22 protein-coding genes and 1 tRNA gene are annotated in these 26289 nt (G+C 35.9%); 18 read left to right on the top strand and 5 right to left on the bottom strand.

Annotated elements, in window-relative coordinates:
• Positions 1-2: 2 nt before the first annotated feature.
• Positions 3-1073: an NADH:flavin oxidoreductase/NADH oxidase gene (locus tag Q1W72_RS09045; RefSeq protein ID WP_302134824.1), complete on the bottom strand. Its 1071-nt coding sequence runs from the start codon at positions 1071-1073 to the stop codon at positions 3-5.
• 198 nt (positions 1074-1271) lie between these two features.
• On the opposite strand from Q1W72_RS09045, the gene rseP reads away from it, so the two are divergent.
• Both rseP and Q1W72_RS09035 read left to right on the top strand, forming a co-directional pair.
• The gene (rseP, locus tag Q1W72_RS09040) at positions 1272-2615 is read left to right on the top strand and encodes an RIP metalloprotease RseP (protein WP_302134823.1); all 1344 of its coding nucleotides are present in this window, start codon (positions 1272-1274) and stop codon (positions 2613-2615) included.
• Between the two features lie 139 nt (positions 2616-2754).
• Positions 2755-2828: transfer RNA gene (locus Q1W72_RS09035), tRNA-Asn, on the top strand.
• Between the two features lie 116 nt (positions 2829-2944).
• Here Q1W72_RS09035 and Q1W72_RS09030 read toward each other — a convergent pair.
• Positions 2945-3289 (bottom strand): helix-turn-helix domain-containing protein, encoded by a 345-nt coding sequence (locus Q1W72_RS09030; protein WP_302134821.1) that lies wholly within the window; start codon positions 3287-3289, stop codon positions 2945-2947.
• A 99-nt stretch (positions 3290-3388) separates the two neighbouring features.
• On the opposite strand from Q1W72_RS09030, the gene Q1W72_RS09025 reads away from it, so the two are divergent.
• From Q1W72_RS09025 to Q1W72_RS08990, 8 genes are all read left to right on the top strand, one after another.
• Complete coding sequence (locus Q1W72_RS09025) at positions 3389-3910, top strand: DinB family protein (protein WP_302134819.1); 522 nt, start codon at positions 3389-3391, stop codon at positions 3908-3910.
• Between the two features lie 9 nt (positions 3911-3919).
• A complete protein-coding gene (locus tag Q1W72_RS09020; RefSeq protein ID WP_302134818.1) occupies positions 3920-5026 on the top strand; it encodes a hypothetical protein in 1107 nt (368 codons plus the stop codon).
• A gap of 4 nt (positions 5027-5030) precedes the next feature.
• Positions 5031-5894 carry an alpha/beta fold hydrolase gene (locus tag Q1W72_RS09015; protein WP_302134817.1) on the top strand — a complete coding sequence of 288 codons (864 nt, stop codon included), beginning with the start codon at positions 5031-5033 and terminating at the stop codon, positions 5892-5894.
• A gap of 11 nt (positions 5895-5905) precedes the next feature.
• Positions 5906-6601, top strand: coding sequence for a hypothetical protein (locus Q1W72_RS09010; RefSeq protein WP_302134815.1), 696 nt, complete (start codon positions 5906-5908; stop codon positions 6599-6601).
• Between the two features lie 261 nt (positions 6602-6862).
• Positions 6863-7921, top strand: a complete 1059-nt coding sequence (locus tag Q1W72_RS09005) for a sensor histidine kinase (RefSeq protein WP_302134813.1) — start codon at positions 6863-6865, stop codon at positions 7919-7921.
• Positions 7918-8670: a LytTR family DNA-binding domain-containing protein gene (locus Q1W72_RS09000; protein ID WP_302134811.1), complete on the top strand. Its 753-nt coding sequence runs from the start codon at positions 7918-7920 to the stop codon at positions 8668-8670. The genes Q1W72_RS09005 and Q1W72_RS09000 overlap by 4 nt, the downstream gene beginning before the upstream one ends.
• A 148-nt stretch (positions 8671-8818) precedes the next feature.
• Positions 8819-11305 (top strand): TonB-dependent receptor, encoded by a 2487-nt coding sequence (locus tag Q1W72_RS08995; RefSeq protein ID WP_302134810.1) that lies wholly within the window; start codon positions 8819-8821, stop codon positions 11303-11305.
• Positions 11306-11452: 147 nt separating this feature from the next.
• Positions 11453-11845 carry a Dabb family protein gene (locus Q1W72_RS08990; RefSeq protein WP_199074759.1) on the top strand — a complete coding sequence of 131 codons (393 nt, stop codon included), beginning with the start codon at positions 11453-11455 and terminating at the stop codon, positions 11843-11845.
• A gap of 108 nt (positions 11846-11953) precedes the next feature.
• Here the strand turns inward: Q1W72_RS08990 and Q1W72_RS08985 are convergent, their stop codons facing one another.
• Together Q1W72_RS08985 and Q1W72_RS08980 are read right to left on the bottom strand one after the other, a co-directional pair.
• Positions 11954-13021, bottom strand: coding sequence for an SDR family oxidoreductase (locus Q1W72_RS08985; protein ID WP_302134807.1), 1068 nt, complete (start codon positions 13019-13021; stop codon positions 11954-11956).
• A gap of 95 nt (positions 13022-13116) precedes the next feature.
• Positions 13117-13680, bottom strand: a complete 564-nt coding sequence (locus Q1W72_RS08980; RefSeq protein WP_121343095.1) for a Crp/Fnr family transcriptional regulator — start codon at positions 13678-13680, stop codon at positions 13117-13119.
• Between the two features lie 292 nt (positions 13681-13972).
• On the opposite strand from Q1W72_RS08980, the gene Q1W72_RS08975 reads away from it, so the two are divergent.
• The 4 genes from Q1W72_RS08975 (at position 13973) to Q1W72_RS08960 (ending at position 19153) form a co-directional block, all read left to right on the top strand.
• On the top strand, positions 13973-14713 hold the full coding sequence (locus Q1W72_RS08975; protein WP_099714009.1) for a DUF1080 domain-containing protein: 741 nt from the start codon (positions 13973-13975) through the stop codon (positions 14711-14713).
• Between the two features lie 324 nt (positions 14714-15037).
• Entirely contained in the window at positions 15038-17368 is a 2331-nt protein-coding gene (locus tag Q1W72_RS08970; protein WP_302134806.1) for a glycoside hydrolase family 3 N-terminal domain-containing protein, read from the top strand.
• A gap of 213 nt (positions 17369-17581) precedes the next feature.
• A complete protein-coding gene (locus Q1W72_RS08965) occupies positions 17582-18706 on the top strand; it encodes a PQQ-dependent sugar dehydrogenase (RefSeq protein WP_302134804.1) in 1125 nt (374 codons plus the stop codon).
• A 3-nt stretch (positions 18707-18709) separates the two neighbouring features.
• Positions 18710-19153, top strand: coding sequence for a cytochrome c (locus tag Q1W72_RS08960; RefSeq protein WP_099714006.1), 444 nt, complete (start codon positions 18710-18712; stop codon positions 19151-19153).
• 21 nt (positions 19154-19174) lie between these two features.
• On the opposite strand, the gene Q1W72_RS08955 is transcribed toward Q1W72_RS08960, so the two are convergent.
• Positions 19175-21253: a TonB-dependent receptor gene (locus tag Q1W72_RS08955; protein ID WP_302134802.1), complete on the bottom strand. Its 2079-nt coding sequence runs from the start codon at positions 21251-21253 to the stop codon at positions 19175-19177.
• Between the two features lie 307 nt (positions 21254-21560).
• Here Q1W72_RS08955 and Q1W72_RS08950 point away from each other — a divergent pair, with 307 nt between their 5' ends.
• The 4 genes from Q1W72_RS08950 to Q1W72_RS08935 all read left to right on the top strand — a co-directional run bounded on the left by Q1W72_RS08950 (position 21561) and on the right by Q1W72_RS08935 (position 26286).
• Complete coding sequence (locus Q1W72_RS08950) at positions 21561-22586, top strand: hypothetical protein (protein WP_099714005.1); 1026 nt, start codon at positions 21561-21563, stop codon at positions 22584-22586.
• A 14-nt stretch (positions 22587-22600) separates the two neighbouring features.
• The gene (locus Q1W72_RS08945) at positions 22601-23449 is read left to right on the top strand and encodes a polysaccharide deacetylase family protein (protein WP_302134799.1); all 849 of its coding nucleotides are present in this window, start codon (positions 22601-22603) and stop codon (positions 23447-23449) included.
• 405 nt (positions 23450-23854) lie between these two features.
• Positions 23855-25291, top strand: a complete 1437-nt coding sequence (locus tag Q1W72_RS08940; protein ID WP_099714003.1) for a circularly permuted type 2 ATP-grasp protein — start codon at positions 23855-23857, stop codon at positions 25289-25291.
• Between the two features lie 41 nt (positions 25292-25332).
• Positions 25333-26286 (top strand): alpha-E domain-containing protein, encoded by a 954-nt coding sequence (locus Q1W72_RS08935; protein WP_099714002.1) that lies wholly within the window; start codon positions 25333-25335, stop codon positions 26284-26286.
• Positions 26287-26289 lie beyond the last annotated feature (3 nt).

Raw genomic sequence — 26289 nt, 5'->3', positions numbered from 1 at the left:
TGTTATTTAATTTTAGCTCTTTCGTATTGTTTAGGCCATTGAATATCCGCCTGAAGTTCCTCGGCAAATTTCAATCCTAAATTTGGGTTTCTAAGGGATTCTCTGGCGAACAAGACCAAATCTGCTTTTCCTGAAGCAATAATTTCCTCGGCTTGAGCGGCTTCGGTGATTAAACCAACTGCGCCAGTAAGGATTGCAGTTTCTTTTTTTATGCTTTCCGCAAAAGGAACTTGGTAGTTTGGGCCCAACGGAATTTGCTGGTGTGAGACTAATCCTCCCGAAGAAACATCGATTAAATCCACTCCTTTTTCTTTTAATATTTTCGAAAGTTGCACTGATTCTTCAGCATTCCATCCGCCTTCTGCCCAGTCTGTTGCCGAAATTCTAACAAATAAAGGTAAGTTCTCCGGCCATTCCGATTGAACTGCATCCACAACTTCGAGTGTCAAACGGATTCGGTTTTCAAAACTTCCACCGTAAGTATCCGTTCTAAAATTGGACAAAGGCGAAAGAAACTGATGCAACAAATAGCCGTGAGCTGCATGAATTTCCAGCACTTGAAAACCGGCTTGAACCGCTCTTTTAGTAGATGATTTAAAGTCGGAAATTACTTTTTCAATTCCCGTTTTATCTAATGCTATAGGTGTTTTTTCGTTATCATGATAAGCAACAGCACTTGGCGCAACAGTATTCCAACCACCTTGTGAATCATCTAGTTTTCTTCCGCCTTCCCAAGGAGCCGCTGCGCTTGCTTTTCTTCCGGCATGCGCCAATTGGATTCCGGGAACGGATTTCTGACTGATAATAAATTGATTAATCTGCTGCATTTTTTCGATTTGTTCGTCTTTCCAAAGTCCTAAATCTCCGGGAGAAATTCGACCTTCGGGAGAAACTGCAGTCGCTTCCTGAATAATTAATCCTGCTCCACCGGTAGCACGACTTCCCAGATGTACAAGATGCCAATCATTGGCAAAGCCATCTTGAGCAGAATATTGACACATGGGAGAAATTGTAATTCTATTTTTGAGCGTAATGCTCTTTATTTGGAGTGGTGAAAACAATTGAGATGACATACCTTTAATTTTAATATAATTTAAGTGAAGATAAAGGAAATTTCCTTTTTAGAAAAGTAAAGTTAAGCGACAACGACGAAACTAAGAATTGAATTTCTATTAATTAACAAACATTTAAAATGGTATGGAACAATTATTGTAAAATATACAAATAGAAAACCTTACTTTTGTGAGTTGTAAAAGAACTAAAATTAAAAAATGGACATAATTATCAAGCTTTCTCAATTTTTATTGAGCTTATCATTACTTATTATACTTCACGAATTAGGACATTTTATTCCTGCTAAACTGTTTAAAACCAGAGTTGAAAAATTCTACTTGTTTTTTGACGTTAAATATTCCCTGATAAAAAAGAAAATTGGCGAAACTGAATACGGTATCGGTTGGTTGCCTTTGGGTGGTTATGTGAAAATTTCCGGAATGATTGACGAAAGTATGGACAAGGAACAAATGGCTTTGCCACCGCAACCATGGGAATTTCGTTCTAAACCGGCTTGGCAACGTTTGATTATTATGTTGGGTGGTGTTACGGTTAATTTTATTTTGGCTTTTATCATTTATATCGGAATGGCATTTGCTTATGGCGATACTTACATTGCGAATGAAGATTTGAAAGATGGACTTTTGATTGAGAATCCCGTGATGAACAAAGCAGGTTTTCAAACTGGAGATAAAATCATTGCCATTGATGGTGAAAAAATCATCAAGTATGACAATGAAATGAATATAAAAATCATCATGGCTAAACAAGTCTTGATTGAGAGAAATGGAATAGAGCAAACTATAAAAATCCCGGTTGATTTTGTGGATCAATTGTCTAAATTAGAAAAAGGATCTTTAGTTTCGATTAGAAAACCATTTGCCATAACTTCAATCTCTGAAGGATCTTTGAATACTAATTTACAGCCAAAAGATATCATTTTGTCTTTAAATGGAGTACCAACCAAGTATTATGATCAAGTAACTTCAGTTTTAGAAAAGAATAAAAACAAAACTATTTCGGCTGTTGTTTTAAGAGATGAAAAAGAAGTTCCGTTGCAAGTTATTGTTTCTAAAGATGCAAAATTAGGAATTGGTATCGGAAGCTTAGGAATGGAATCATTAGAAAAACTAGGATACTATAAAATCAGCAAACAGGAATTTAGTTTGATGGAATCAATCCCTGTAGGACTGGAGAAAGGAAAAGATCAATTACTGGGTTACGGAAAACAATTGAAAATGATTTTTAGTCCAAGTACAGGAGCATACAAACAGGTAGGTGGTTTTAAAGCGATATTTGACATTTTTCCTAATACATGGAGCTGGGAAGTTTTTTGGAACATCACTGCTTTGTTATCCATTATGCTTGGTGTAATGAACTTATTGCCTATTCCTGCACTTGATGGTGGGCATGTAATGTTTTTATTATATGAAATCATCAGCGGTAAAAAACCAAGTGATAAATTCCTAGAGAATGCGCAAATGGTTGGTTTCGTATTACTTATAACACTGTTGTTATTCGCTAACGGAAACGACATTTACAAGTCAATTGTAGGGAAGTAAAAAAAATTAATTTTTTTTTAATTTTTGCTTGCGAAAATCAAATTAAGCCCTATCTTTGCACCGCTTTACAAGTGAAACACACCTCACTAATAAGTAACAAAAAAACGTTCATTCATTATTAGAATAAAAATATACAGTTTCCTTCTTAGCTCAGTTGGTTAGAGCATCTGACTGTTAATCAGAGGGTCCTTGGTTCGAGCCCAAGAGAGGGAGCTTTAAAAGCCTGACAGCAATGTCGGGCTTTTTTTATGTCTAAAAATTAGCGATTCCTGATTTTTCCGCATTGAAATCTTAAAGAATTTGTTTAACGCAATTATAGATGGGATTTTCTACTTTATCATTTCCGTAACAATCTTTTTTGCTTCATTTGAATTACCCCAGCTTGCAATTTCATGCAAAACAGGCATCAAACTTTTCCCTGAATTAGACAAAGTATATTCTACCCTTTGAGGACTTTCTTGAAATTCTTTTCTTTCGATTAATCCTAATGTTTCTAATTCTTTTAATTCATTAGAGAGCACCTTGTTTGAAATAGCAGGCATTAATTGGTTTAATTTCCCGAACCGCAATGAACTTTCGCCAATACAATTTAAAATTATAGGTTTCCATTTACCTCCAAAAATGGACATGGCTCTTGTCACAGGGCAATCATAAGGGTTTTCTATATATCTCATATAATTTGTAGTAACCTACAGGTTACCGGTATTTAATTTGTTGGTTACAAATATACACTAATGGTTGTAAATTTGTAAAAAACAAGAAAAACAAGAAACATGAAAAAGATTGTATTACTTCTGACATTCATATTATCTATGGCTAATTTGAATGCACAAACTGCAACAACTGATATCCTTAAAGATTGGGAAAGAGCCAAAGCCTATACTAAAGAATATCTGGATGCCATGCCTGAAAGTGGCTATTCCTTTAAACCAACAAAAGAAATGCGTTCTTTCTCTGGTCAGGTTTTACACTTGAGCGATGCGATATATGGTTTCATAGGTACTGCTACCGATGAAAAGCCGCCAGTAGGTTTTGGAGATATAGAAAAATCAGGTGATGAGAACAAAGCAAGTGTTACTAGCAAAGTAATGGCTGCCTATGATTTTGCTATTAATGCCATTAAAAAATATCCTAATGCAAAACTTTCAGAGCCTATTAAATTGTTTGGACAATTTGATATGAACAGAGCACAAGTAGTAAACAAGTGTTTTGAACACCAAACTCATCATAGAGCGCAAACTACTGTTTATTTACGATTGGTAGGCGCTACTCCTCCATCTGAAAAATTATTTTAAAACCTACATATGAAAATCAATAAAAGGATTTGGCTGGCAATTGTTTTGCTGGCTTCCATAAATATATTTGCTCAAGAAAATACTAGTGAAAAAAAAATTGGTATACATTTATATGTGAATCCAGATCTAGGGAAAGATGATTCCGATGGTACAAAGGACAAGCCGATTAAATCATTACCCGAAGCAGCGAAGCGGGTCAACAAAATGGTTGGCGAAGGGTCTATTGAAGTGTATCTTTCAGCGGGAACGTATGGCTTATCTGAAACAGCTTCTTTTAATCCAACTAATTGGAAATTTTCAAAAAAGGATCGTTTGATTATTCGTGCTGAAATTTTACCTGATACCACGGTTTGGAATCCAAGTAAGATGCCTATAATTGTTTCAACGATGCCTTTTAACATCGAAACAAATGACAAGAAGGAAGTAACAGGTGGTTCTAACTATGGTATTTTGATTGAAACAAGCCACGTAACCATTCAAGGCTTACGAATTTTGGGCGAACCCGTACATGAAAAACCTTCTGAAGGGGTTTTAGTTCGAAATTATCCTATCGTTTGGGACGGTAAGAATTTAAGCGATTTGAGAATAACACAATGTTTGTTTTTAGGAAATAAATTTGCTCTTCCAAATCACTTAGGAGTTTTAGCAAGTGGTAAAGAATTAGAGGTTGACCATTGTGTTTTTTATGGCGTTAAAGATGCTGTTGTTATGTGGAATACACCCGCAGATCAATGTACAATGCATCATAATTTAATTTTAAATAGTTATGGAGCCGTTGTATGGACTTGGTCGACAATGGAGGATTTTAAATTTTATAACAATGTAATCAGTGGTGCCAATGTATTTTGGGTTCTGGAAAAAGAAGCCAAAAACTCATACACGATTGAAAATTCTATGTTGGTTGGATATAATGAATTAGTGAATAAAGGCGGTGGTCCACAAGATTTTGGAATCCCAGCCGATCCAAAAAAATTAAAGTATAATTCAGATTTTAAGATTAAAAAAGCTGGGAGTTTAGCTATTGAAGAAGATCAAACCAGCCGTTATTATTTGCAATTGAAGCCAGGAACAGTAGGAACTTCTTATGGAGCAGGATTATTTTATAAAGTAAATTAGATATATGAAAAAATTAATACTGGTATTTTTAGTAAATGTAGTTTTTTGTTGTGGCGCGTTTGCACAAAAACCGTTACGACATTTTATGCAGCCATCAAATGTAATTAATACCATTCCCTATGGTAATAATCAACAGGCAGGGCATTATGTACAATCTAAAGATGCCAAAATTTACTATGAAGTATACGGCAAAGGGCAACCCATTGTACTATTACATGGTGGATTGTTTGGGTCAACCGTAGAAATGGCAAAAATCATAGATAGTCTTTCAGTTGATTTTCAGGTAATCGCTGTTTCTACCCGTGGCCATGGGAAATCGGAAATCGGAACCGAACCATTGACATTAGAACAAAGAGCGAATGATGTACTGGCAGTAATCCGAAAAGTAACCACAGAAAAAGTAATGATTCTTGGATTTAGTGATGGCGGATTTACCGCTTATAAATTTGGCTCAATGTATCCTGATAAAGTTAAAAAAATGATTGTGATAGGTGCAGGGATTTTATATCCCGGATTAAGGGATTTTAGTTTTAACTTCAATCAAGCGATGGAAATGGATTCGGGATTTTGGGCACAACAACGTGCCTTAATGCCAGAACCGAATCGATTGAAAGAGGTGTTTCAGCAAATTGCGACTTGTTATAGCCAACTTACCGTAGGCACCGAATTATTGGGCGCTATCCAATGTCCCGTTTTAGTGATGGCGGGCGACCGAGATGAGGGTAACTCGGTTCAAAATGTACTCAATGCCGTATTGCTAATTCCGAATCATCAGTTAGCGATTATTCCAAATGCTGGTCATCCTGCTTTTATTGTTAATTTTAACGCCACTTGGGCAAGTATCGCTCCGTTTATAAAAGAAAACTAAATCCGTTGAACATGAAAAAAGTAATTTTATCCTGCGTCCTTCTTTTAAATATGACGATGGCTTTTGCTCAAAAATTTACTTGGGAGAATAAGGAATTTGAAGCGGTGAATACCAAAGTAGCAATCGTGAATATGGACGGTGTCCAAGTCTTAAAAGTAGAGCGCGACTTAGTTGCCTCCCCTTTTTACGAAAAAAACATTGACGCCTCAACTGACGGTCCTACTTACGTTAAATTAACGAATGTTGACATCGATAGCGGAACGATTGAAGTTAAAATGTTAAGCCGAATCATGGAAAATTCCCCTTTTCCTGCTGCGCGAGGATTTATTGGCGTGGCTTACCGTGTTGAACAAGAAAATAAAAATTTTGATGCCATTTATCTTCGTCCAAGTAATGGGAGAGCCGATGATCAATTGAGGCGCAACCACACCGTTCAGTATTTTTCCTATCCAGAAAATACCTTTAGCCGCTTGAGAAAAGAAGCGAACGGTTTATATGAAACCTATGCTGATATTGGTTTAAACGAATGGATTGATGTGCGTATTGAGTTTCAAGATGAAAAGGCAGTTTTGTACATCAATAACCAAAAATCGCCTTCATTTATCGTTACTAAAATGCTGGGGACTTCTAAAACTGGCAGTATTGCACTTTGGGTTGAAATAGGAACAGTTGGATATTTTAAAGATTTGAAAGTAACGAAGAAATGATTGATTCATAAATTCGATGATTCTTGGATAAAAAACCCGACAGTACTGTCGGGCTTTTTTATGGCTGAAAATTTGCAATTGCTTTTTATGTTTTCCACAAATTCGTTGACCAGATTAAATTTGTACTTTTCAACTATTTATCTCAATACATTTATTTTTTCTCAGATGAACTAGAGCTATCTGTCGATATTCTATAGGAAACTGCCGATTTCGATTTTAGGACTTAATATATTCCGTACATTTATTTTTAAATTGTACCGGATGAAACCATTTTCAGTCAAAGACATTTCGATTTTTTCAAAAGCTTTACTCTTTCTTGGGTTGCTTATAGTTCAAAGTATGCCGCTATACATGAATATTAGTTTTCCAATGGAATTTTGGATCAAACAAATCTTCATGTATATTTTATGGATTTCCGTATTTTATCTTACCTATAAAATAATCATTCCTACTCTTTTATTTCAAGGCAAGAACGGTTTTTTCTTTATTGCAATATGTATTCTTATAGTATCAGTTCTTTACATTAGTGACACTTTCAACTCACTCATAAACCTTGATGCTATTTTAAATCAGCATTTTAAAATTTCGAAAAAAGATAACTTGCAAGGTGCTTTGATATCAAATTTAAGCGAAATCATAATAACCTTATTAATTGTAGGAGCCAGCACAGTCATAAGTGTTGCCAAAAAACTGCAAGTGGAAACCCAAGTGCGACAAAATCTTGAAAAGGAAAAAGTCACTTCGGAATTATCATTCCTGAAATCCCAAATCAATCCTCACTTTTTTTTCAATATTCTGAACAGTATTTATGCTTTGGCTGGTACCGAAAATCAACCGGCACGGGAAGCCATATATACCTTGTCACACATGATGCGCTATGTGCTTTATGATACTAAAAATAACTTGACAACGCTAAGCAAAGAAATAGGTTTTGTAGAAGATTATCTTAAATTGATGGAACTCAGAATAACAGATAAAGTGCAGGTAATATTTGAAAAACCTACCAATGTAAAGGATGTCGAAGTAGCGCCAATGCTATTTTTACCTTTTGTCGAAAATGCCTATAAACACGGAATCAGCGGGATTTATCCAAGCTATATTTACATCGGAATTGAGCAGTCCGAAAAATTTCTCCAAATTGAAGTCCGCAATTCTATATTTGAAAATCAAACCCTAAGCAAAGAAGAAAGCAACGGAATAGGTTTAATCAATACCCGCCGAAGACTCGATTTGATTTATCCTGACAAGTACGAATTGTCTACTAATGAAGATACCCTTCAAATGGAATACACGGTAATCTTAAAATTACAAATCTCATGATATTAAAATGTATCGCGGTTGATGACGAGCCGCTGGCGTTACAAATTCTAGTTTCTTATATAGAACAAACGCCGTCCTTAGCATTATTGGGACAGTTTTCGAATGCCATCGAAGCATTAAAAGCAATCCATGAACAGGATATTGACCTGATTTTTCTTGATATTCGAATGCCGGACATAAACGGAATTGAACTGGCAAAAATTGTCGAACAATACCGTGTAAAAGGGAATTTAAGAATCATATTTACAACGGCTTTTGACCAGTACGCGCTTGATGGTTACAAGGTTGATGCGCTTGATTACCTTCTTAAACCTTTTAGTTTTGTTGATTTCAGTAAATCCGTTGCAAAGGCGCTGGGTTATTTTGAGCTCATCCGAAACCCGGAACAGGAAGTACAAAAACTGAGTCCGCCAATTCCCGAAACTGAAGTTGCTTATATTTATCTGAAATTTGAATACCAGCTCGTTAGAATCGCAGTCGATGATATCATTTATGTAGAAAGCATGAAAGATTATGTAAAAGTATTCCGCCTCAGCGAAGACAAGCCTTTATTGTCACTGACAAGTATGAAATCACTGGAAGAAAAGCTTCCTGAAAATAAATTTATGCGCATCCACAGGTCCTATATTGTATCGCTTGATAAAATAAAATCCGCTACAAAAAACTCCGTCCAAATTGACAAAATCACCATTGCTGTCACTGACCAATACAAAGATAATTTTATGAAATTTTTCCAAGACTGGGCTTAAAAATTTGAATTGTAAAAATTCCGTCGACGTTCTCCGCCTCTCTGTCGAATGTGCTGGTATATGTTCCTCTTAAGATGTTGCTTTGTACCGTAATCCAAACGAATTTATTTAAAAATTCCAATGGATTTGGAACTTAAAATATCTTGAAATGAAAAAAATCATCCTTATTACCGTAATGCTTTTTGCTGTTTTATCAGTAAAATCCCAAAATTTTACCGGAACGAACAGTTTAAAAGGAAAAATTTCTGGTACCGTAATCGATTCGATAACTCAGGCACCAGTAGATTATGCTTCGGTAAGCCTTTTCAAAATTAACTCAACGAAACCAGTGACTGGGGTTTTGACCGATGCTACCGGAAATTTCAAATTGAGTGAAGTTGAAGCTGGAACCTATACTGTCACCATTTCGTTTATTGGCTACAATGACAAAACTATTACATCCGTAATTACAACAGATGCAAAACTGGATCTTGAGATTGGGAAAGTAATTCTAAGTCCGGAAACAAACACATTGAAAGAAGTTGTCGTGGTTGGAAAAACGCAACAAGTAACAAACAAGATTGATAAAATTGTTTACAACGTAGAAAAAGATTTGACGGCAGGTGGCGGTAATGCTACAGATGTTTTGCAAAAAGTTCCTATGGTAAATGTGGATATTGACGGCAATGTATCCATTCGTGGAGATGCAAATGTACGTGTGCTTATCAACGGAAAACCATCGGGAGCAACTTCTGCCAACCTTGCGGATGTGTTGAAAACAATACCGGCTGACCAAATCAAAAATATCGAAGTGGTTACTTCGCCATCTGCAAAATACGATGCCGAAGGATCTGCCGGAATCATAAACATTATCACCAAACAAAAAAGTGTTTCAGGAGTAAGTGGGTCCGTGAGTGGCGGTATTGGGACGAGACAAAATAACCTTAATGCCAATATTAATTATAACAAAAACCGTTTTAGCCTTTCGGCAAATGTTGGATTCAACAATGGTTGGCCACAAGAATCCGATTCCGAATCGAATCAAATTTTGAACAACAGTACGGCCAATAGTTTACAGACAACCAAAGGTACTAATGAAGTGCAGCGTAGTGGCGTAGTAGCATCTGTAACGGCAGGATATGATTTTAATGCTTTCAACAGTTTAAGCACAACCTTTAGATATAATGACGGAGGATTTGAACGAACAGGTACAAATGAAAATCAGTTTACTGATTATATGAATCCTTCAAATAGTACTGTTTATACGGGACAAAGCAGCGCAAAAAACTCTTTTGGAGGATTTGACTGGAACCTGAATTATGCACATAAATTTGCAAAGGAAGGACACGAACTTACCTTTTCATCACAATGGAGTCACAATATAGTGGAGACTAATTATCAAAATATCTACTCTGGTTTTTATACCAATCAAAAAGCAAATAATGACGGAAATAATGATGAATACACGCTTCAATTGGATTACACCTTGCCGGTAACTGAAAAATTCAAACTGGAAGCTGGAGGTAAAACCATCATCAGAAAGATTTCGAGTGATTTTCAAAATTATGTTCCTGATGCACAAAATGCATTTGTGTTTGACCCAATCAGTTCTAATTTATACAATTACGATCAGGATGTTGCGTCGCTTTATACTGTAGGAACGGTTACTTTGCCCAAAGGTTTTACTGTAATGGCAGGTGCGCGTTTTGAAAACACAGCTATCAAAGGTGATCCTACAAATGCATTGCAAACCGATTTAAGTCCATTCAAAATTGACTATGGGACATTTATCCCAAGTTTTACCGTACAGAAAGCATTATCAGAATCGTCATCTTTAAAATTAACGTACAGCAAACGTATTTCGAGACCAAGCTTTACATACCTCAACCCATTTATTAATAAATCAAATATTCAAGCACAAACTCAAGGAAATCCAACCCTTGATCCTGAAGTATCACAAACTGTAGAATTTGGATATTCCACATTTTCGCAAAAGCGCACACTGAATATTTCGGCCTATTATAAATATACCTCAGACTTAATTGAAGGTATTGCAACACCTTTATCAGATGAGACAGGAACAATCACTAATTATCAAAATATTGGAAACAATAAATCGTTTGGAATGAGTCTTTTCGGTTCTGTAAATCCATTTAAAATATTGACTTTACGTGGAAATTTTAATGCATTTACCTACAAACCGGATCCAACAGGATTATATAACCTGGAACAATCTTCGAATGGTACATCGATACAATATTCTGCGTTCGTGAGTGGGACACTTCAATTTAAAAATGACATTTCTGCGGAAGCTTTTGTAATCCAAAATTCTTCTAAGAAAACGCTTCAAGGCACCAGTCCAGCTTTTAATTTAATGGTTTTTGGAGTTAAAAAACAATTGTGGAAAAAAACAGCATCCTTTGGATTGAACATGGTATCGCCATTCAAAAAGGATTTAGAATTTAAACAAAATTCAAGTGGACAAGGCTTCAGCCAAAGCAGTACTTTTAAATTTCCAATTCGTTCTTTTGGAGTTACATTCAGTTATAATTTTGGTTCAATGAATTTCACTGGCGCTAAAAAGAAAGGGGTTAATAATGATGACCTTAAAGAAGGAGATCAAAACAATCAAGGTGGTATGCCTGCCATAAAATAAGACTGTAGAAATAGAATACTATTCCAAAAGGTTTCAAGATACTCTCTTGAAACCTTTTTTTATGCAAGGCTATTCAAACAAATAAAAAGAGTTATTTTTCTTTTATATTTTTAAAATTTCGATATTTACCTTATTAAAAACAAATTAATGATGATACGAAGAAGATTTATAGGTTCCGCAGCTTTATTTGGAGTTGCCGGTATTATGGGCTTTGCAATGCGTCCAAAGAAAAAATTCTTGTTGCACCATGTATTTTTTTGGTTAAAGAACCCACAATCAGAAGCTGATAGACAACAATTGATCACTGGTTTGAAAACTTTGGCGGGAATTCCAACGATTCGTCAAATTCACGTGGGCGTTTTAGCTTCGACCGAGAAACGAGAAGTTGTAGACACTTCTTGGGATGTTTCAGAGCTGATGTTTTTTGATGATGAGGCCGGACAAAAAATATATCAGGACCATCCTATTCATCAGGATTTTATAAAGAACTGTTCTCATTTATGGGAAAAAGTAGTGGTTTATGATGCTATAGATGTATAAATATTGAAGGTGTTGGCTATTGCCAACACAAGAAAAACACAACTAAAAAGGGTTTCAAGAAATAAATCTTGAAACCCTTTTTTATGCGCACTACTTTAGTTTCGATAACTACGGAATTAATCGGTCAATACGAAGCTGTTCAAACAAATCGTAAAATGAATCTTCCGTTCTTTGAAAAACAGGAAATCCGAGTTTACGACTTTTAGACATATCCGTCATGACTTCAATTGGTCGCCCTAAGTCAAGATCAGTATGCCACGCAGAAGCCAATTTATTTAAATCAGATTCTTCAAGAGCATATTGAACGGCAATGTTTTTCCAAACCGGAGCTTCATCTACCATTTGTTCTTCAAGTGGATGAATCGTGCCATCGTACCCTATTGCTTCAATCCCGAATGATGCCGCTAATTTTTTCCAAAGCCATTTCCAACGAAAAAAATCTCCATTTACTACATTGAATGCTTCGTTACGAGCCGCTTCTGAAGTGGAAGCCCATATTAAATGTTCTGCCAATACTCTAGCATCCGTAACATCTGAAAGTCCATTCCATTGTGCTGCTGAACCCGGCCACTGAAATGGTTTTCCTGTTTCTTTACAAATACTGGCATACACCGCGAGCGTAGTTCCCAGATTCATTAAGTTGCCTACCGCTTTTCCTATAACCGTATGCGGTCGGTGAATGCTCCATGTAAAACCATCTCGCGCTGCAGCGGCATACACTTCATCTTCTTGAGCATAATAAAAATTCTCTATTTCAAGACGCGGTTGCTCTTCCCTAAGTGGAGTTTCAGGCAAAAATCCTTCTTTGGCGTAAGCCTCAAACGGCCCAAGATAATGTTTCAGTCCTGTAACAAGCGCTACGTGTTGCACTGAATTTTTAGGCGATAATGCTTCGAGAAGGTTTCTGACCATTAAGCTGTTCACACGTATGTTTTCGGCTTCAGAGTCCTGACGCATCCAACTTGTAATGTAAATGTGTGTGGGAGAAATATCTTTTAAAGCTATTTTTAAATTCTCCAAATCCAAAAGATCTGCAGCAACTGGCTGAAGATTTTCAATGTCTTTTCTTGGATTTCTGGCTAAACCGAAAGTCGTCCAGCCTTTAGCAATAAGTTTTTCTGCGAGATTGCTACCCGTTATTCCGGTCGCTCCAACTACTAACGCTATATTTTCCATAATTCTATTTTAAAATTTTATGAAATACAAAATTCGAAAACATTCTATGGATTATAAAGGACATACCTCACAGAAAACTTGTGACCTATATCACATCAATGCGACAAGCGACTCAATGTTTCTCTTGAAATACCAAGATAAGATGCTATCAAAGTTTTAGGAATGCGGTGAATCAAATCTGGATATAACTGGATAAATTGCGTGTATCGTTCCTCTGAATTCTTGCTCATTAGTGATAGAATTCGGTTTTGAAGCGCAATATTACCAGCGGTCATTTTTTGCAAAAAGAAGAATTCCATTTTCTGCAACTCGGCACACAGCTTTTCTCTGTTATCAAGAGTGATATAATAAGTTTGCGCGTCTTCTAAGCAGTCAATATTGAGTGTGGCATTCTGGTTATTATAAAAACCCTGATTATCCGTTATCCACCAATCTTCCATGGCGAATTGCAAAATATGGCTTTTACCTGATTTGTCTATATAAAAAGATTTCAACAGCCCTTTTACAACAAAATGAACATACGGAACAGGATTTTCCTGCTGAACAATGTATTGATGTTTTTTATACTTACCAACAGAAAAGTGAGAGAGCACCAATTGAAATTCATCATCTGTTAATGGTACAATTTTCTCAATTTGTCTTCTTAAAATTTCTTCCATACCTCCTTTTGTTATTACACGGATAAAAATACGATTAAAAAAGAATGATTGAAAGGCTTCCTTTTAATTCGGCATAATTCGAAAACCATCAGATTTCATTAAAAAGTAAAATCTACCGTTAAAAGGTTTGTTTTTAATGAGTTCTAAAAATTTTTATACTGTTTTAAATATTCTTTGTGTTTTAACGACGCATTATTTTTTTATATTTGGAAATGGTTTTTTAAGTTGTTTTTCTAAAAAGCAGTTTTGAAAAGAGAATATCAATTTTATAAATAAATTTTAAGGTAAAAGAATGAAACAAAACAATCTCTCCGTTTGGTCTGCTATTTTATTGTGTTCAATAAGTTTGCTGTCCCATTCCCAGAAAATAGAAAATCAAAATACGCTGACAGAAGAAGAAAGCAAAGAGGGTTGGGCACTGCTTTTTGACGGAAAAACAACCAAAGGATGGCACCTTTACAATGAAGGAAATATCCAATCGGCTTGGTCAGCTGCAGGAGGAGAATTGGTATGTGACCCAAATACAGAAAAAGTTGTTCGTGGAGATCTGGTTTCAGATAAAGCCTATGATAATTATGATTTGACTTTTGAGTGGAAGATTACCAAAGGTGGAAATAGCGGTGTATTTATCAATGTTCAAGAAGCGGCCGAATTTCCAACAGCCTGGACAACTGGTCCTGAGTACCAACTGTTGGATAATGCAAATGCCTCAAGCCATAATTTGAAAGATGGAAAGCGCTTATCCGGTTGTATTTATAGTTTGTCTCCATTAAAAAATAAAGTACAGTCGAAAAAATTTGGCGAATGGAATACTTCTCGAATTCTTCAACAAAATGGCCAAATTACATTTTGGTTAAATGGTGTTTTAACAGGCCAAGAAGATATGAAGAGCAGTCGTTGGAAGGAGTTAGTTGCAGAAAGTAATTTGGGAAAATTTCCGTCTTTTGGAAAAGCAACTAGCGGTAAAATTGCATTTCAGGATTGGGCAAATGGAGTATCTTTAAGAAATATCAAAATAAAAGAGTTGGAGTAAGCATTCATAATTATAGAAAATAATACGTAAAAGACTATCGGTACTGATGGTCTTTTTTGTTTTTGTCTCATAATCAAAATGCCTTTTACTTATTATAACCATCGTAAAACCTATATTTTGAGTTAGTTATAGCTATATTTTAACAATGTTTTTTTATATCATTGTGTTGATGTGACACATTATTTGTTATATTTGAAATCGTTTTCGTAAATTTAACGGAAACAGAAAAGAGTGTCAATTACAATTTTGCCTTTTAAAAACAAGATTAAAAAACATAAACCACTATAATTTAGCTATTTAATTACTAAAAACAAGAACCAAGATATGAAAAAAAGAATTGTATTACCTGCGTTACTTTTACTTGTTGGAACGCAAACGTATGCCCAAAAAAAATGGACAGAAACGCCTAAAGACTCCCATAACATTGTTCAAAACCAAGGAGGACAAACATTAGGATATTCTCCAAAATCAGGAATTAAAATTATACAAGCAGACGGCTTGGCTTTTAAAGACCTCAACAAAAATGGGAAGTTAGATATTTATGAAGATTGGAGAAAACCGGTAGCAGAACGTGCCAAAGATCTTGCCTCTAAAATGACGGTAGAACAAATGGCCGGGTTAATGTTATACAGCAGGCATCAAGCTATTCCAGCTCAGGAAGCAGGAATGTTTACTGGAACCTATAATGAAAAACCATTTTCTAAAAGTGGTGCAAAATCATCTGATTTGTCTGATCAACAAATTGCATTTTTAACCAAAGACAATTTACGCCATGTACTAATGACATCTGTTGAAAGTCCAGTAGTTGCAGCAACATGGAATAATAATATACAAGCATTAGTAGAAGGTATTGGAATGGGCATCCCTTCCAACAACAGTTCTGATCCAAGAAATGGAGCGAATAAAGATGCTGAATACAATGCAGGTTCCGGTGGAGCTATATCACAATGGCCGGAAGAACTAGGATTAGCTGCTACTTTTGATGCCGCTATCACGGAACAATTTGGTGCAATTGCTGCCAAAGAATACAGAGCCATGGGAATCACAACAGCGCTATCGCCACAGATTGATTTAGCAACAGAACCAAGGTGGAATCGTTTTGTGGGTACTTTTGGCGAAGACCCAAAACTTGCGACTGATATGGCAAGAGCGTATGTAGATGGGTTTCAAACATCACCAAAATCGATTAATGCGTATGAAGGATGGGGAAATCAAAGTGTCAATGCGATGATCAAACACTGGCCAAGTGGTGGTCCGGAAGAAGGAGGTCGTGATGGACATTTTGCTTATGGAAAATTTGCAGTATATCCGGGAAATAATTTCGAAACCCACTTAAAACCCTTTACCGATGGTGCTTTTCAGTTAAAAGGAGCTACTAAAAAAGCCTCAGCAGTCATGCCATATTACACTATTTCGTATGGTCAGGATAAAAAATACGGTGAGAATGTGGGTAACGGATTCAGTAAATACATTATTACAGATTTGTTAAGAGACAAATACGGGTATGATGGAGTGGTTTGCACCGATTGGTTAATTACAGCAGATGAAGGCGCTAAGCCAGATATCTTTTCAGGAAAATCTTGGGGTGTTGAAAAATTAAGTGTTGCCGAAAGACATTATAAAGTCCTAATGGCGGGTGTAGATCAATTTGGCGGAAATAATGATATCAATCCAGTGCTGGAAGCATATCAAATGGGTATAAAAGAACACGGAGAATCATTTATGCGCAAGCGTTTTGAGCAATCAGCAGTTCGTTTGCTTTTGAATATTTTCAGAGTGGGATTGTTCGAAAACTCCTATTTGGATCCTAATGAGACCAAAGCTATTGTGGGAAAACCTGATTTTATGAAAGCAGGATATGACGCGCAATTGAAGTCGGTTGTGATGATTAAAAACCAAAATAAAACGTTGCCAATTGCAAAAGGTAAGACAGTTTATATCCCAAAAAGAGTTACTCCGGCGGGAATCAACTTTTTTGGTCAGCCTTCTCCTGAAAAAATTGAATATCCGGTTAATCTAGAATTGATTAAAAAATATTATACGGTAACGGATGAGCCTGCTAAGGCGGATTTTGCAATTGTATTTATCAAAAGTCCGATAAGTGGCGGATACAGCAGAGCCGATAGAGAAGCTGGTGGAAATGGATATGTGCCCATTAGTTTGCAATTAAAAGATTATACCGCAGTCGATGCCAGAGCACAAAGTATTGCTGCCGGAGATCCTGTGATTGACCCAACGATTACCAACCGTTCGTATTTGAATAAAACGTCAAAATCAAATTCGTACCCAGATTTAAACACAATTCTAGAAACGAAGAAAGCGATGAATGGAAAACCGGTATTGGTGTCTGTGAATATTTCTAATCCGATGGTTTTTGGAGAATTTGAAAAAGAGGTTGATGCAATCGTGGGAGAATTTGGCGTACAAGTAGAAGCTTTATTAGATATTGTTTCGGGTAAAACAGAGCCTTCCGGATTGTTGCCTTTGCAAATGCCATTGAATATGACTACCGTTGAAAAACAAATGGAAGACGTTCCTCACGACATGACACCCTATAAAGATGCTACTGGAAATGTGTATGATTTTGGTTTTGGATTAAACTGGAAAGGGGTAATCAAAGATGCCAGAACTACAAAATACAGCGTCAAGAAATAAACAAATTATATTTAAACCACCTAGCTATTTAGGTGGTTTTTTTATGTCCAATTCCGAATTTGAATTTGAATTTGAATTCTGACGATAAAAAAGAGATCCAATCGCTTTGTTTTGTTAATTCTACGCAAAATTAAAGACTTATTTGTCTTTTTAAATCCGCTTTTACTACCTTTAAAAAAGATTTCTTTCTTTAAAAGATTAAAAATTATACCCATGAAAAAAATAATAATAGTCTCCCTCTCGATTCTTTCATTTCTCTCTTTCAGTTGCGAAGCACAAGTAAAGCCAAATGATATTTCTATAAAAGACGAGGTAAAAAATTATACCATTGAAACCGTAGCTTCAGATATTGCAATTCCGTGGGGAATGACTTGGTTGCCAGACGGAACAATGTTAGTTACTGAAAAAAGTGGTATTCTGTATCATATCAAAAACGGTATAAAAACCGAAATCAAAAATGTTCCAAAAGTATATTCTCGTGGACAAGGCGGATTGTTAGATATCGTTTTACATCCTGATTATGCTAAAAATGGTTGGATTTATATGACGTATGCTTCCGATGAAGGTGAAGGTACCGGCGGGAACACTAAACTTATTCGAGCAAAATTATTGGACGGAAGTCTGACACAAATCGAATCGCTTTATAAAGCTACGCCCAACACTACAAAAGGACAGCATTTTGGTTCCCGAATTGTATTTGACAACGATGGTTATTTGTATTTCTCTGTTGGTGAGCGTGGCGAACATTTTGTAAATCCGCAAGACATTAAACGCGATGGTGGAAAAATATACCGTTTAAATGACGACGGAAGCATTCCTAAAGACAATCCGTTTGTCGGTCAAGCCGGAGCCAAAGAAGCGATTTACACCTACGGGAATCGCAATCCGCAAGGAATGGCAAAAAACCCCGTAACAGGAGCAATTTGGGCACATGAACACGGTCCTCAGGGTGGCGATGAAATCAACATCATAAAAAAAGGAGTCAATTACGGATGGCCTATTGTTACTTATGGTATCGATTATGACGGAACAACCATTAGTAAAGAAAACGAAAAACCAGGCATTGAAAAACCCATTTATTATTGGTTGCCTTCTATCGCTCCAAGCGGAATGACTTTTGTGACCGGTGATAAATATCCAGACTGGAAAGGACATTTGTTGGTTGGTTCTTTAAAATTCCAATATCTTGAATTGCTAAAATTGAAAGGCAATGAAGTTATAGGCAGACAAAAAATTACTACCGATATTGGTCGTGTGCGTAATGTGGTGCAAGGTCCGGATGGCTATATTTATATGGGCGTTGAAGGAAAAGGAATACTCAAAATTATACCAAATTAAATTATGTTGACAACGAAATTATTTTTAGGATTTGGAGTGTTTATATTGGGAAGTTTCTCTTTCGAAAACCCATTTTCCCAAGACAACTATATTGAATTGAATAAAGAAACCGCTGTTGTTTCAAAATTTCAGTCACCCGGAAAAGAAATCTATGCTGATTTTTGCATGCAATGTCATGGCGCAAATGGCAAAGGAGATACTAAGAACTTCCCTCCTCTTGATGGTTCTGACTGGTTGAAAACCAAGAGAAATCAAAGTATTGCTGCTGTGAAATTTGGACAAAGTGGCGAAATTGTTGTCAATAAAATCAAGTACAATAGCAGCATGCCAGCCATGGGACTTACGGATCAGGAAGTTGCTGATGTGATGAATTACATCATGACTTCTTGGAGCAATAAACAAACCAAAATCGTTACTGAGAAAGAAGTCGCAGCCATTAAAAAATAAATTCAAGCTTAGGATTTCTATCTAAAAAATATACGATACCGAAAAACCACCATAAAAATTTACGGGATTTCCGGGGTAAAAATAACGTGGTGCAGCAGTGCCAAAACCAACTGCGTTAGGCAAAATATTAGCCGCATATTTGGTGTCCAATGCGTTATTGACTCCGGCATTCAGCTCTGTCTTCAGGATTTTAAGAATAGTAAAAACATACGTCGTTTTAATATCGAGCAACGAATACCGCTCACTGTATTTTGTATTGGAATCATTTAACGGAATTTTACCCATCGTTCGGAAAGACGTGTTTACACTAAATCCATTTTTGGTGTTCAAATCCACTCCAAAATTAAATTGCTTTTCGGGAACGCCTGTAAGTTGGTTTCCCGAATAATCAGCATCACCATCCAAGAATTCTTTGAATTTAAAATTATTCACCGCACCTGAAAAATAAGGGGTGATTTGAAGTTGGGTCAGTTCTATAATTTTATAATTAACCAAGAATTCTAAACCCGTATGCGAACTGCTGCCCGCATTAATCCCTACAAATTGATCATTGTCAGTGCGACGTTCCACCAATAAATTTTTAATTTGTGTGGTGTAAAAAGTTACTTCGGTGTATACTTTATTTCCAAGCCAGTTCCCTTTGAAGCCCAGTTCATAATTCCAACCGATTTCTGGTTTTAAATCGGTGTTTATTTGACCTTCGGGAGTCAATGTTTCTGCAACTGATGGAACCGAAAATCCTTTGCTGACGGATGTAAATATGTTTTTTCCATTGCTTATTTTATACGATAAACCAACTCTTGGCGACCAAACATTTCCAAAAGTAAACGGCATCTTTTGACCACCAGAATTATTTTCGAAAACATTTTCTAACGAATATTTGGTTGTGTTTAATGCCACTCCGGTTTCCAAATGTAGCTTTTCTGAAATCCAAAGTTCCATTTGTAAAAAGTAGTTGGTGTAATTCCTATTTTGTTTGATAGCGCTGAACTCATCGCCTTTTATACTTCCTTGTCCCGGTTGCGATTGGTATAAATTTTCAAAAAGCGAATACGCATACTTTTCCGTTAATAATTCGGTTCCCAAACTCAGTTCAAACGGCGAAGAAAACAATCGGTCTTTATAATTCACATTGGAACGAAAACCTGCTGCACTTGTTTTTTCATCCAAAATATCAAACGGTCTGGGCTCGTAAGCGTCTTTAAAATTAGAAAAAACACTGGTTTGCATAGACCATTTTTCAGAAAATTGATGGTCGTACCCTAGTCCGAGCATGAATTTATCATACGACTCAAAACCTTGTGCCGCAGCCCAAGTAGCGGCTGCTTTCTCCGGATTATTTTTTAAATCAGTCTCATTGATAGAACTTGGGATATAAGCTTTCAATCGGGTGAAGGTTCCTAAAAATGACAAATCACCTTTGGAATTAATTTTTTGTTTACCGTGGAGATTAAATGATTTTCTGTTGTAGGAACTATTGACTCTAAATCCATCGCTTTGTAAATCCGTATAACTTGTGAATACATTTGTTTTGGAATCGCTGTATCCTGCCGAAAGACGTTGTTGCAACAACCCAAAACTTCCAAAAGTGACTGTTGATTTTCCAAACGATTCCAGCAAAGGCGTCTCTCTTGAAAGCAGCTGAATCACTCCACCCAAACCGGAACCAAAACTGGTGGAATTTGGTCCTTTTATAATTTCAATTTTTTCGATTGAAGCCAAATCAATATCATCAATAGTAGTTTCGCCTTCACTGGAACTCAATGGAATTCCGTCAAAATAGGCTTTTATTTTATTGGTTCCGTATTGTGATCGCGCACCAATACCACGAATAGTAATCCTGTTGGTATTGAAAGCGCCTTGTTGCATCGTAACGCCAGGGATTTTGTTTAAAATTGGGGTCAATATAATTCCGTCACTTTTATTAATGTCAGCTGTAGTAATCACTGAAACGGAGGAAGCAACATTTTGAAGCACATTCTTGATAGGCGAACCTTTCAAAGTGATTTCTGAAAGTGCAATAGTATCTTTTTTTATTTGTCCAAAAACAGCAGTGGCACTGCATAAAAAAAGAAGAAAAGAAAGGAAATTTTTGAACAATTGTTTGGTATTTAGATGAGTAAAAACTTTTATAAAGTTAGCCTTTTCTTTGTATTTCCCAAAAGCTATTCTGAAATTATGATAAAAGTAAACTGCCTTTTTATAAAAATTAAAAGCCAAACAATTAACTGATGTACATTCCGTTTGAATATTAAATTGAAAGAAGCTTGAAGATCGAATTCGGGTAGTTTGAAAAAAATTAAAATCCGTGAATTATATAAAAAATAGCCCGTTGAAACACTATTATAATTGATATCACACTTCTAAAATACTTTATCTTTACATTGAAAATAAATAGAATTAATTTATGAAAAAATCAGCTATTGCATTTATTACACTTCCTTTACTGCTTTTAAATATTTCTTGTGAAAAAGGAAAAGCGGCTGATGCTGTAAATGGTACAGAGAAATCAGATACCGTAAAAACGGATACTACAGAAAAAACGACAACCCTTACCATTGATACTGTTGACTATAACAAAAGAATGGTGGCATTAAGCAATAATGACACTACCGGGAGATGGCCTGTAAAAGCGCCCTATCCTTTGCCCGGCGCATTATTACCGTACAATAGAATTATTGCGTATTACGGAAATCTATATTCTACCAGAATGGGAATATTGGGTGAACTTCCCCGAAAAGAAATGCTGGCAAAACTACAAGGCGAAGTCGCCAAATGGCAAGCAGCTGACTCTACTGTGAAAGCAATTCCTGCTTTGCATTACATTGCTGTAACCGCTCAAGGCGCTCCGGGAAAAAATAATATGCACCGCATGCGAATGCCGTTTAAACAAATAGACACTATTATAAGTTGGGCTAAACCAATCAATGCCTTGGTTTTTTTAGATGTACAAGTAGGACACAGTACCGTTAAGGACGAAGTGGAACAACTGGAACAATATCTTGCTTTGCCAAATGTTCATCTAGGAATTGACCCTGAATTTTCGATGAAAAATGGAGAGCGTCCAGGATCCAAAATTGGTAGTTTTAATGCTGAAGATATTAATGATGCAATTGATATTTTGGCAAACATTGTGCGCAAAAACAAATTGACTCCAAAAGTGCTCGTAATACACCGCTTTACTCAAGGAATGGTTAAAAATTACAAAGCGATTAAAACCGTTCCTGAAGTTCAAATTGTAATGGATATGGATGGTTTTGGTAGTAAAATTCTAAAAAAATCCACTTACCTGAGTTATATTTATAGAGAGCCCGTACAGTTTACCGGTTTTAAATTGTTCTATAAAAATGACAACAAAAAGGATTGGAAAATGTACAGCCCGGAAGAGTTAGTGAAATTCACTCCGAAACCAATTTACATTCAGTACCAATAATTACTATTTGATTTATGAAAAATATCTTATGTCTTATTTTTGGTGCATTTATAATATTAGTTGGCTGTCAATCAGAACCTCGTAAAATAGTCCCTGAAACACCACTTATTGCAGTACCCGTAAAAAAAGTTGTGACCAAAAAAGTCATGGCAGATGCAGCGACTATTCTTTCGAAAAAAGAAGTACCCATTTTATGTTATCATAACATTCGGGATTTTAGCGCCAGTGCGAGCGGAAACATAAAAGTGTACACCGTAAAACCTCCCGCTTTTGCAGAACAAATGAAAGCTTTGGCCGATGCAGGTTACGAAACTATTTTGCCGGAACAATTGTATGACTACTTAGTCTATGACGGTCCATTGCCTGCAAAACCTATTATGATAACCTTTGATGACACGAGAGAAGAACAGTTCAGCATTGGTGCAGCCGAAATGAAAAAATACGGTTTCAAAGGCGTGTTTTTTATCATGACAGTATCAATTAACCGTCCTGGATATATGAGCAAAGAACAAATTAAAAGCTTATCTGACAACGGGCATGTTGTAGGCGCTCATACTTGGGATCATCATATGGTTACAAAATATACCGGAGATGACTGGAATACGCAATTAGTAAAACCAAAAGCAAAATTGGAAGATATAATAGGAAAACCGGTTAAAGATTTTGCCTATCCGTTTGGTTTATGGAATACAGCGGCAATTCCTGAAATAAAAAAGAGCGATTATAAAATGGCTTATATCTTGTCTACCAAAAGGGATTCTGTAGATCCATTATTCACAATCAGACGCATCATCGTTTCTGGAACTTGGTCTACTGAAGGAATGATGAAGGCTGTTAATTCTTCCTTTAATAAAAATCCATAAAACAGTATTTGTTTAAAAATACAAACTAATCTCAATTATTAAATCATCTTAATAATTGAGGTTTTTTTTGTTCGAAAAATAAATTGAATCTTTTTTATTTTTAATTCTACACCCCTACTTTAATCTCTATTTTGATTTATTTTTTACAACAATTGACACCAATACTCCTTTACTAACAGGGTTTTTTATTTCAATAAATATTTTTCACTGCGAAATCACAAAAAACAACATTGCAAAAAATAAGAATTATCAAAAAAGAATTATCAAAAAAAGAATGCTGTAAAAATTATTAAATAGTCACATAATCATCATTTACATCGCTTTAAAATTGGTATTTTAGCTACTATAATGCGTTTTAAATAACAAAATGCTGTTAAGTTTAATTATTTAATAATGGTGTAAAATATGATGAAGTCGATACCTAATTTAAACCCGAACGGCTGGGACGAAATGTTTTCTAATGAAGGTGTTCGGGAATCTTACCGTCAGGTACTACAAACATTACAAAACCTAAACCACGATAATCTGAACGACAAACACCGACAGGCTTCTGATTTTTTTATGAATCAAGGAATCACTTTTACGGTTTACAGTGACGACAATCAAGGTATCGAAAGAATTTTTCCTTTTGATATAATCCCAAGAATTATTACCCAAAGTGACTGGAACGAAGTAGAATCTGGAATAAAACAAAGGCTGAAAGCACTCAATTTATTCTTGGAAGACATCTATAACGAGCAGCATATTATAAAAGACGGTATAATTCCCGGAGCATTAATCGCCTCTTGTCCTCATTACATTCAAGAAGTTCACGGGATTAAAGTTCCTCACAACATTCATGTACACATTGCAGGAATTGATTTAATTAGAGGTGCCAAAGGAGAATTTTATGTGCTCGAAGATAATCTGAGGTGTCCAAGCGGTGTGAGTTACATGCTTGAAAACAGAGAAATAACCAAACGTATTTTTCCTGAAATGCTTACTTCAAACCATGTCAGTATGGTGAGCAATTATCCGATGATTTTTCATAACATTCTGGTTTCACTTTCTCCAAGAAGCATTTCCAACCCAAATGTAGTTTTACTAACACCGGGAGTGTACAACTCGGCGTATTACGAGCATACTTTTTTAGCAAGGCAAATGGGAATCCCTTTGGTCGAAGGAAGAGATTTAGTCGTAAATAACAATAAAGTTTATATGAAAACCACTTCGGGACTTCATCAGGTAGATGTTATTTACAGACGACTAGATGATGAATATCTTGATCCTTTGGTTTTTAAACCAGACAGTACTTTGGGTGTTCCCGGACTTATAAGTGCCTATCGACAAGGAAATGTAGCACTTGTGAATGCTGTGGGAAATGGCGTTGCCGATGACAAAGCTGTATATGCTTACGTGCCTGACATGATAAAATATTACATGAACGAAGAGCCGATTCTAAAAAATGTTCCTACGTACAGAATGGAAAATCTGGACGAAAGAGAAATGGTTTTTGCCAATATGGAAAACATGGTAATCAAGGAAACCAATCAAAGTGGTGGTTATGGAATGATAATGGGAAACAAAGCAACCCAACAAGAATTAGAAGATGCAAAAATTGCCATTGTTGACAATCCGCGTAATTTCATTGCACAACCCATCATTCAACTCAGCACCGTTCCTTGCCTTATCGACGGCGAACTAAAACTGCGTCATGTGGATTTGAGACCTTATGCTTTGTGCGGTCCGAATGGTGTAAAGATAGTTCCGGGCGGACTAACCCGAGTGGCGCTTACCGAAGGTTCATTAGTCGTTAATTCTTCCCAAGGAGGAGGAAGTAAAGACACGTGGATTGTAAAATAAATCACAGAATTAATTCTACGCTCTCTTAAAAAAATAACAGAATGAAAGTAAATATGCTCAGCCGGGTTGCAGACGGAATGTTTTGGCTTAACCGATATATGGAAAGAACAGATGGAATGTTACTTACCCTAAATACTTTTTATATCTTATCTTTTGATAAGGAAATGAACGATTCTCAGGGTTACAAGCCGTTATTGGAATACTATACTGATTTGCCTATGGAACAAATAAATCAAGTGCAATACGACACTAATTTTGTTCTAAAATATATTATCTGCGACAGCCCAAATTATAATTCAGTGAAAAATCTAGTTATCAAAGCACGAGAAAATGCGAGAGGTTCACAGGATAAAATCACAAAAGAACTTTGGGAACATATCAATTCTTTATACCACTTCATGAATTCACCTGATTTGCCAAAAAAATTGGAAACTTCTGATGCGAGTAATATTATTTCTAAGCTCAATAAAGATTTTTTGCTGTATAATGGTATTTTGCAAGTTACAATGCCCAGAGGATTGGGCTGGTGTTTTTCCAGCATTGGCAAACACATCGAGAGATGTTTACAGACTATTTCCTTAACCCAAGCGTACTACGCTCCTATTGATTATAATCTGGACGGCGAAGAAGATTTATTGTATTGGAGACGATTATTACTGTCACTTTCGGGCTATGAGCTGTATTTAAAAAGCTACAGTAATATTCCGCACAATCGTAAAGTGGTGCAACAAGTCATCTTCAACAGAGATTTTGCACACTCGGTGATTTACACATTAGAATTAATAGACACCTATTTAAACAGCTTATTTAAAGACAATAATCTGAGCGAAGCGAGAACATTGCACAATCAATTTGGAAGACTCAAAAGTTATGTTGAATTTACAGATTATCATCATCTTACCAATAAAGAACTGGAAGACATTCTTAACAACACAAGAACGCAACTGATTCAATTTTCGACGGATTTTTCAAAATTATTTTTCTCTTACACTTAATAA

The organism is Flavobacterium sp. ZE23DGlu08, from assembly GCF_030505335.1.
In the GTDB taxonomy this organism is placed as follows: domain Bacteria; phylum Bacteroidota; class Bacteroidia; order Flavobacteriales; family Flavobacteriaceae; genus Flavobacterium; species Flavobacterium algoritolerans.
The sequence above is the reverse complement of the archived record's forward strand: the minus strand, read 5'-3'. Positions and strand labels throughout refer to the sequence as shown.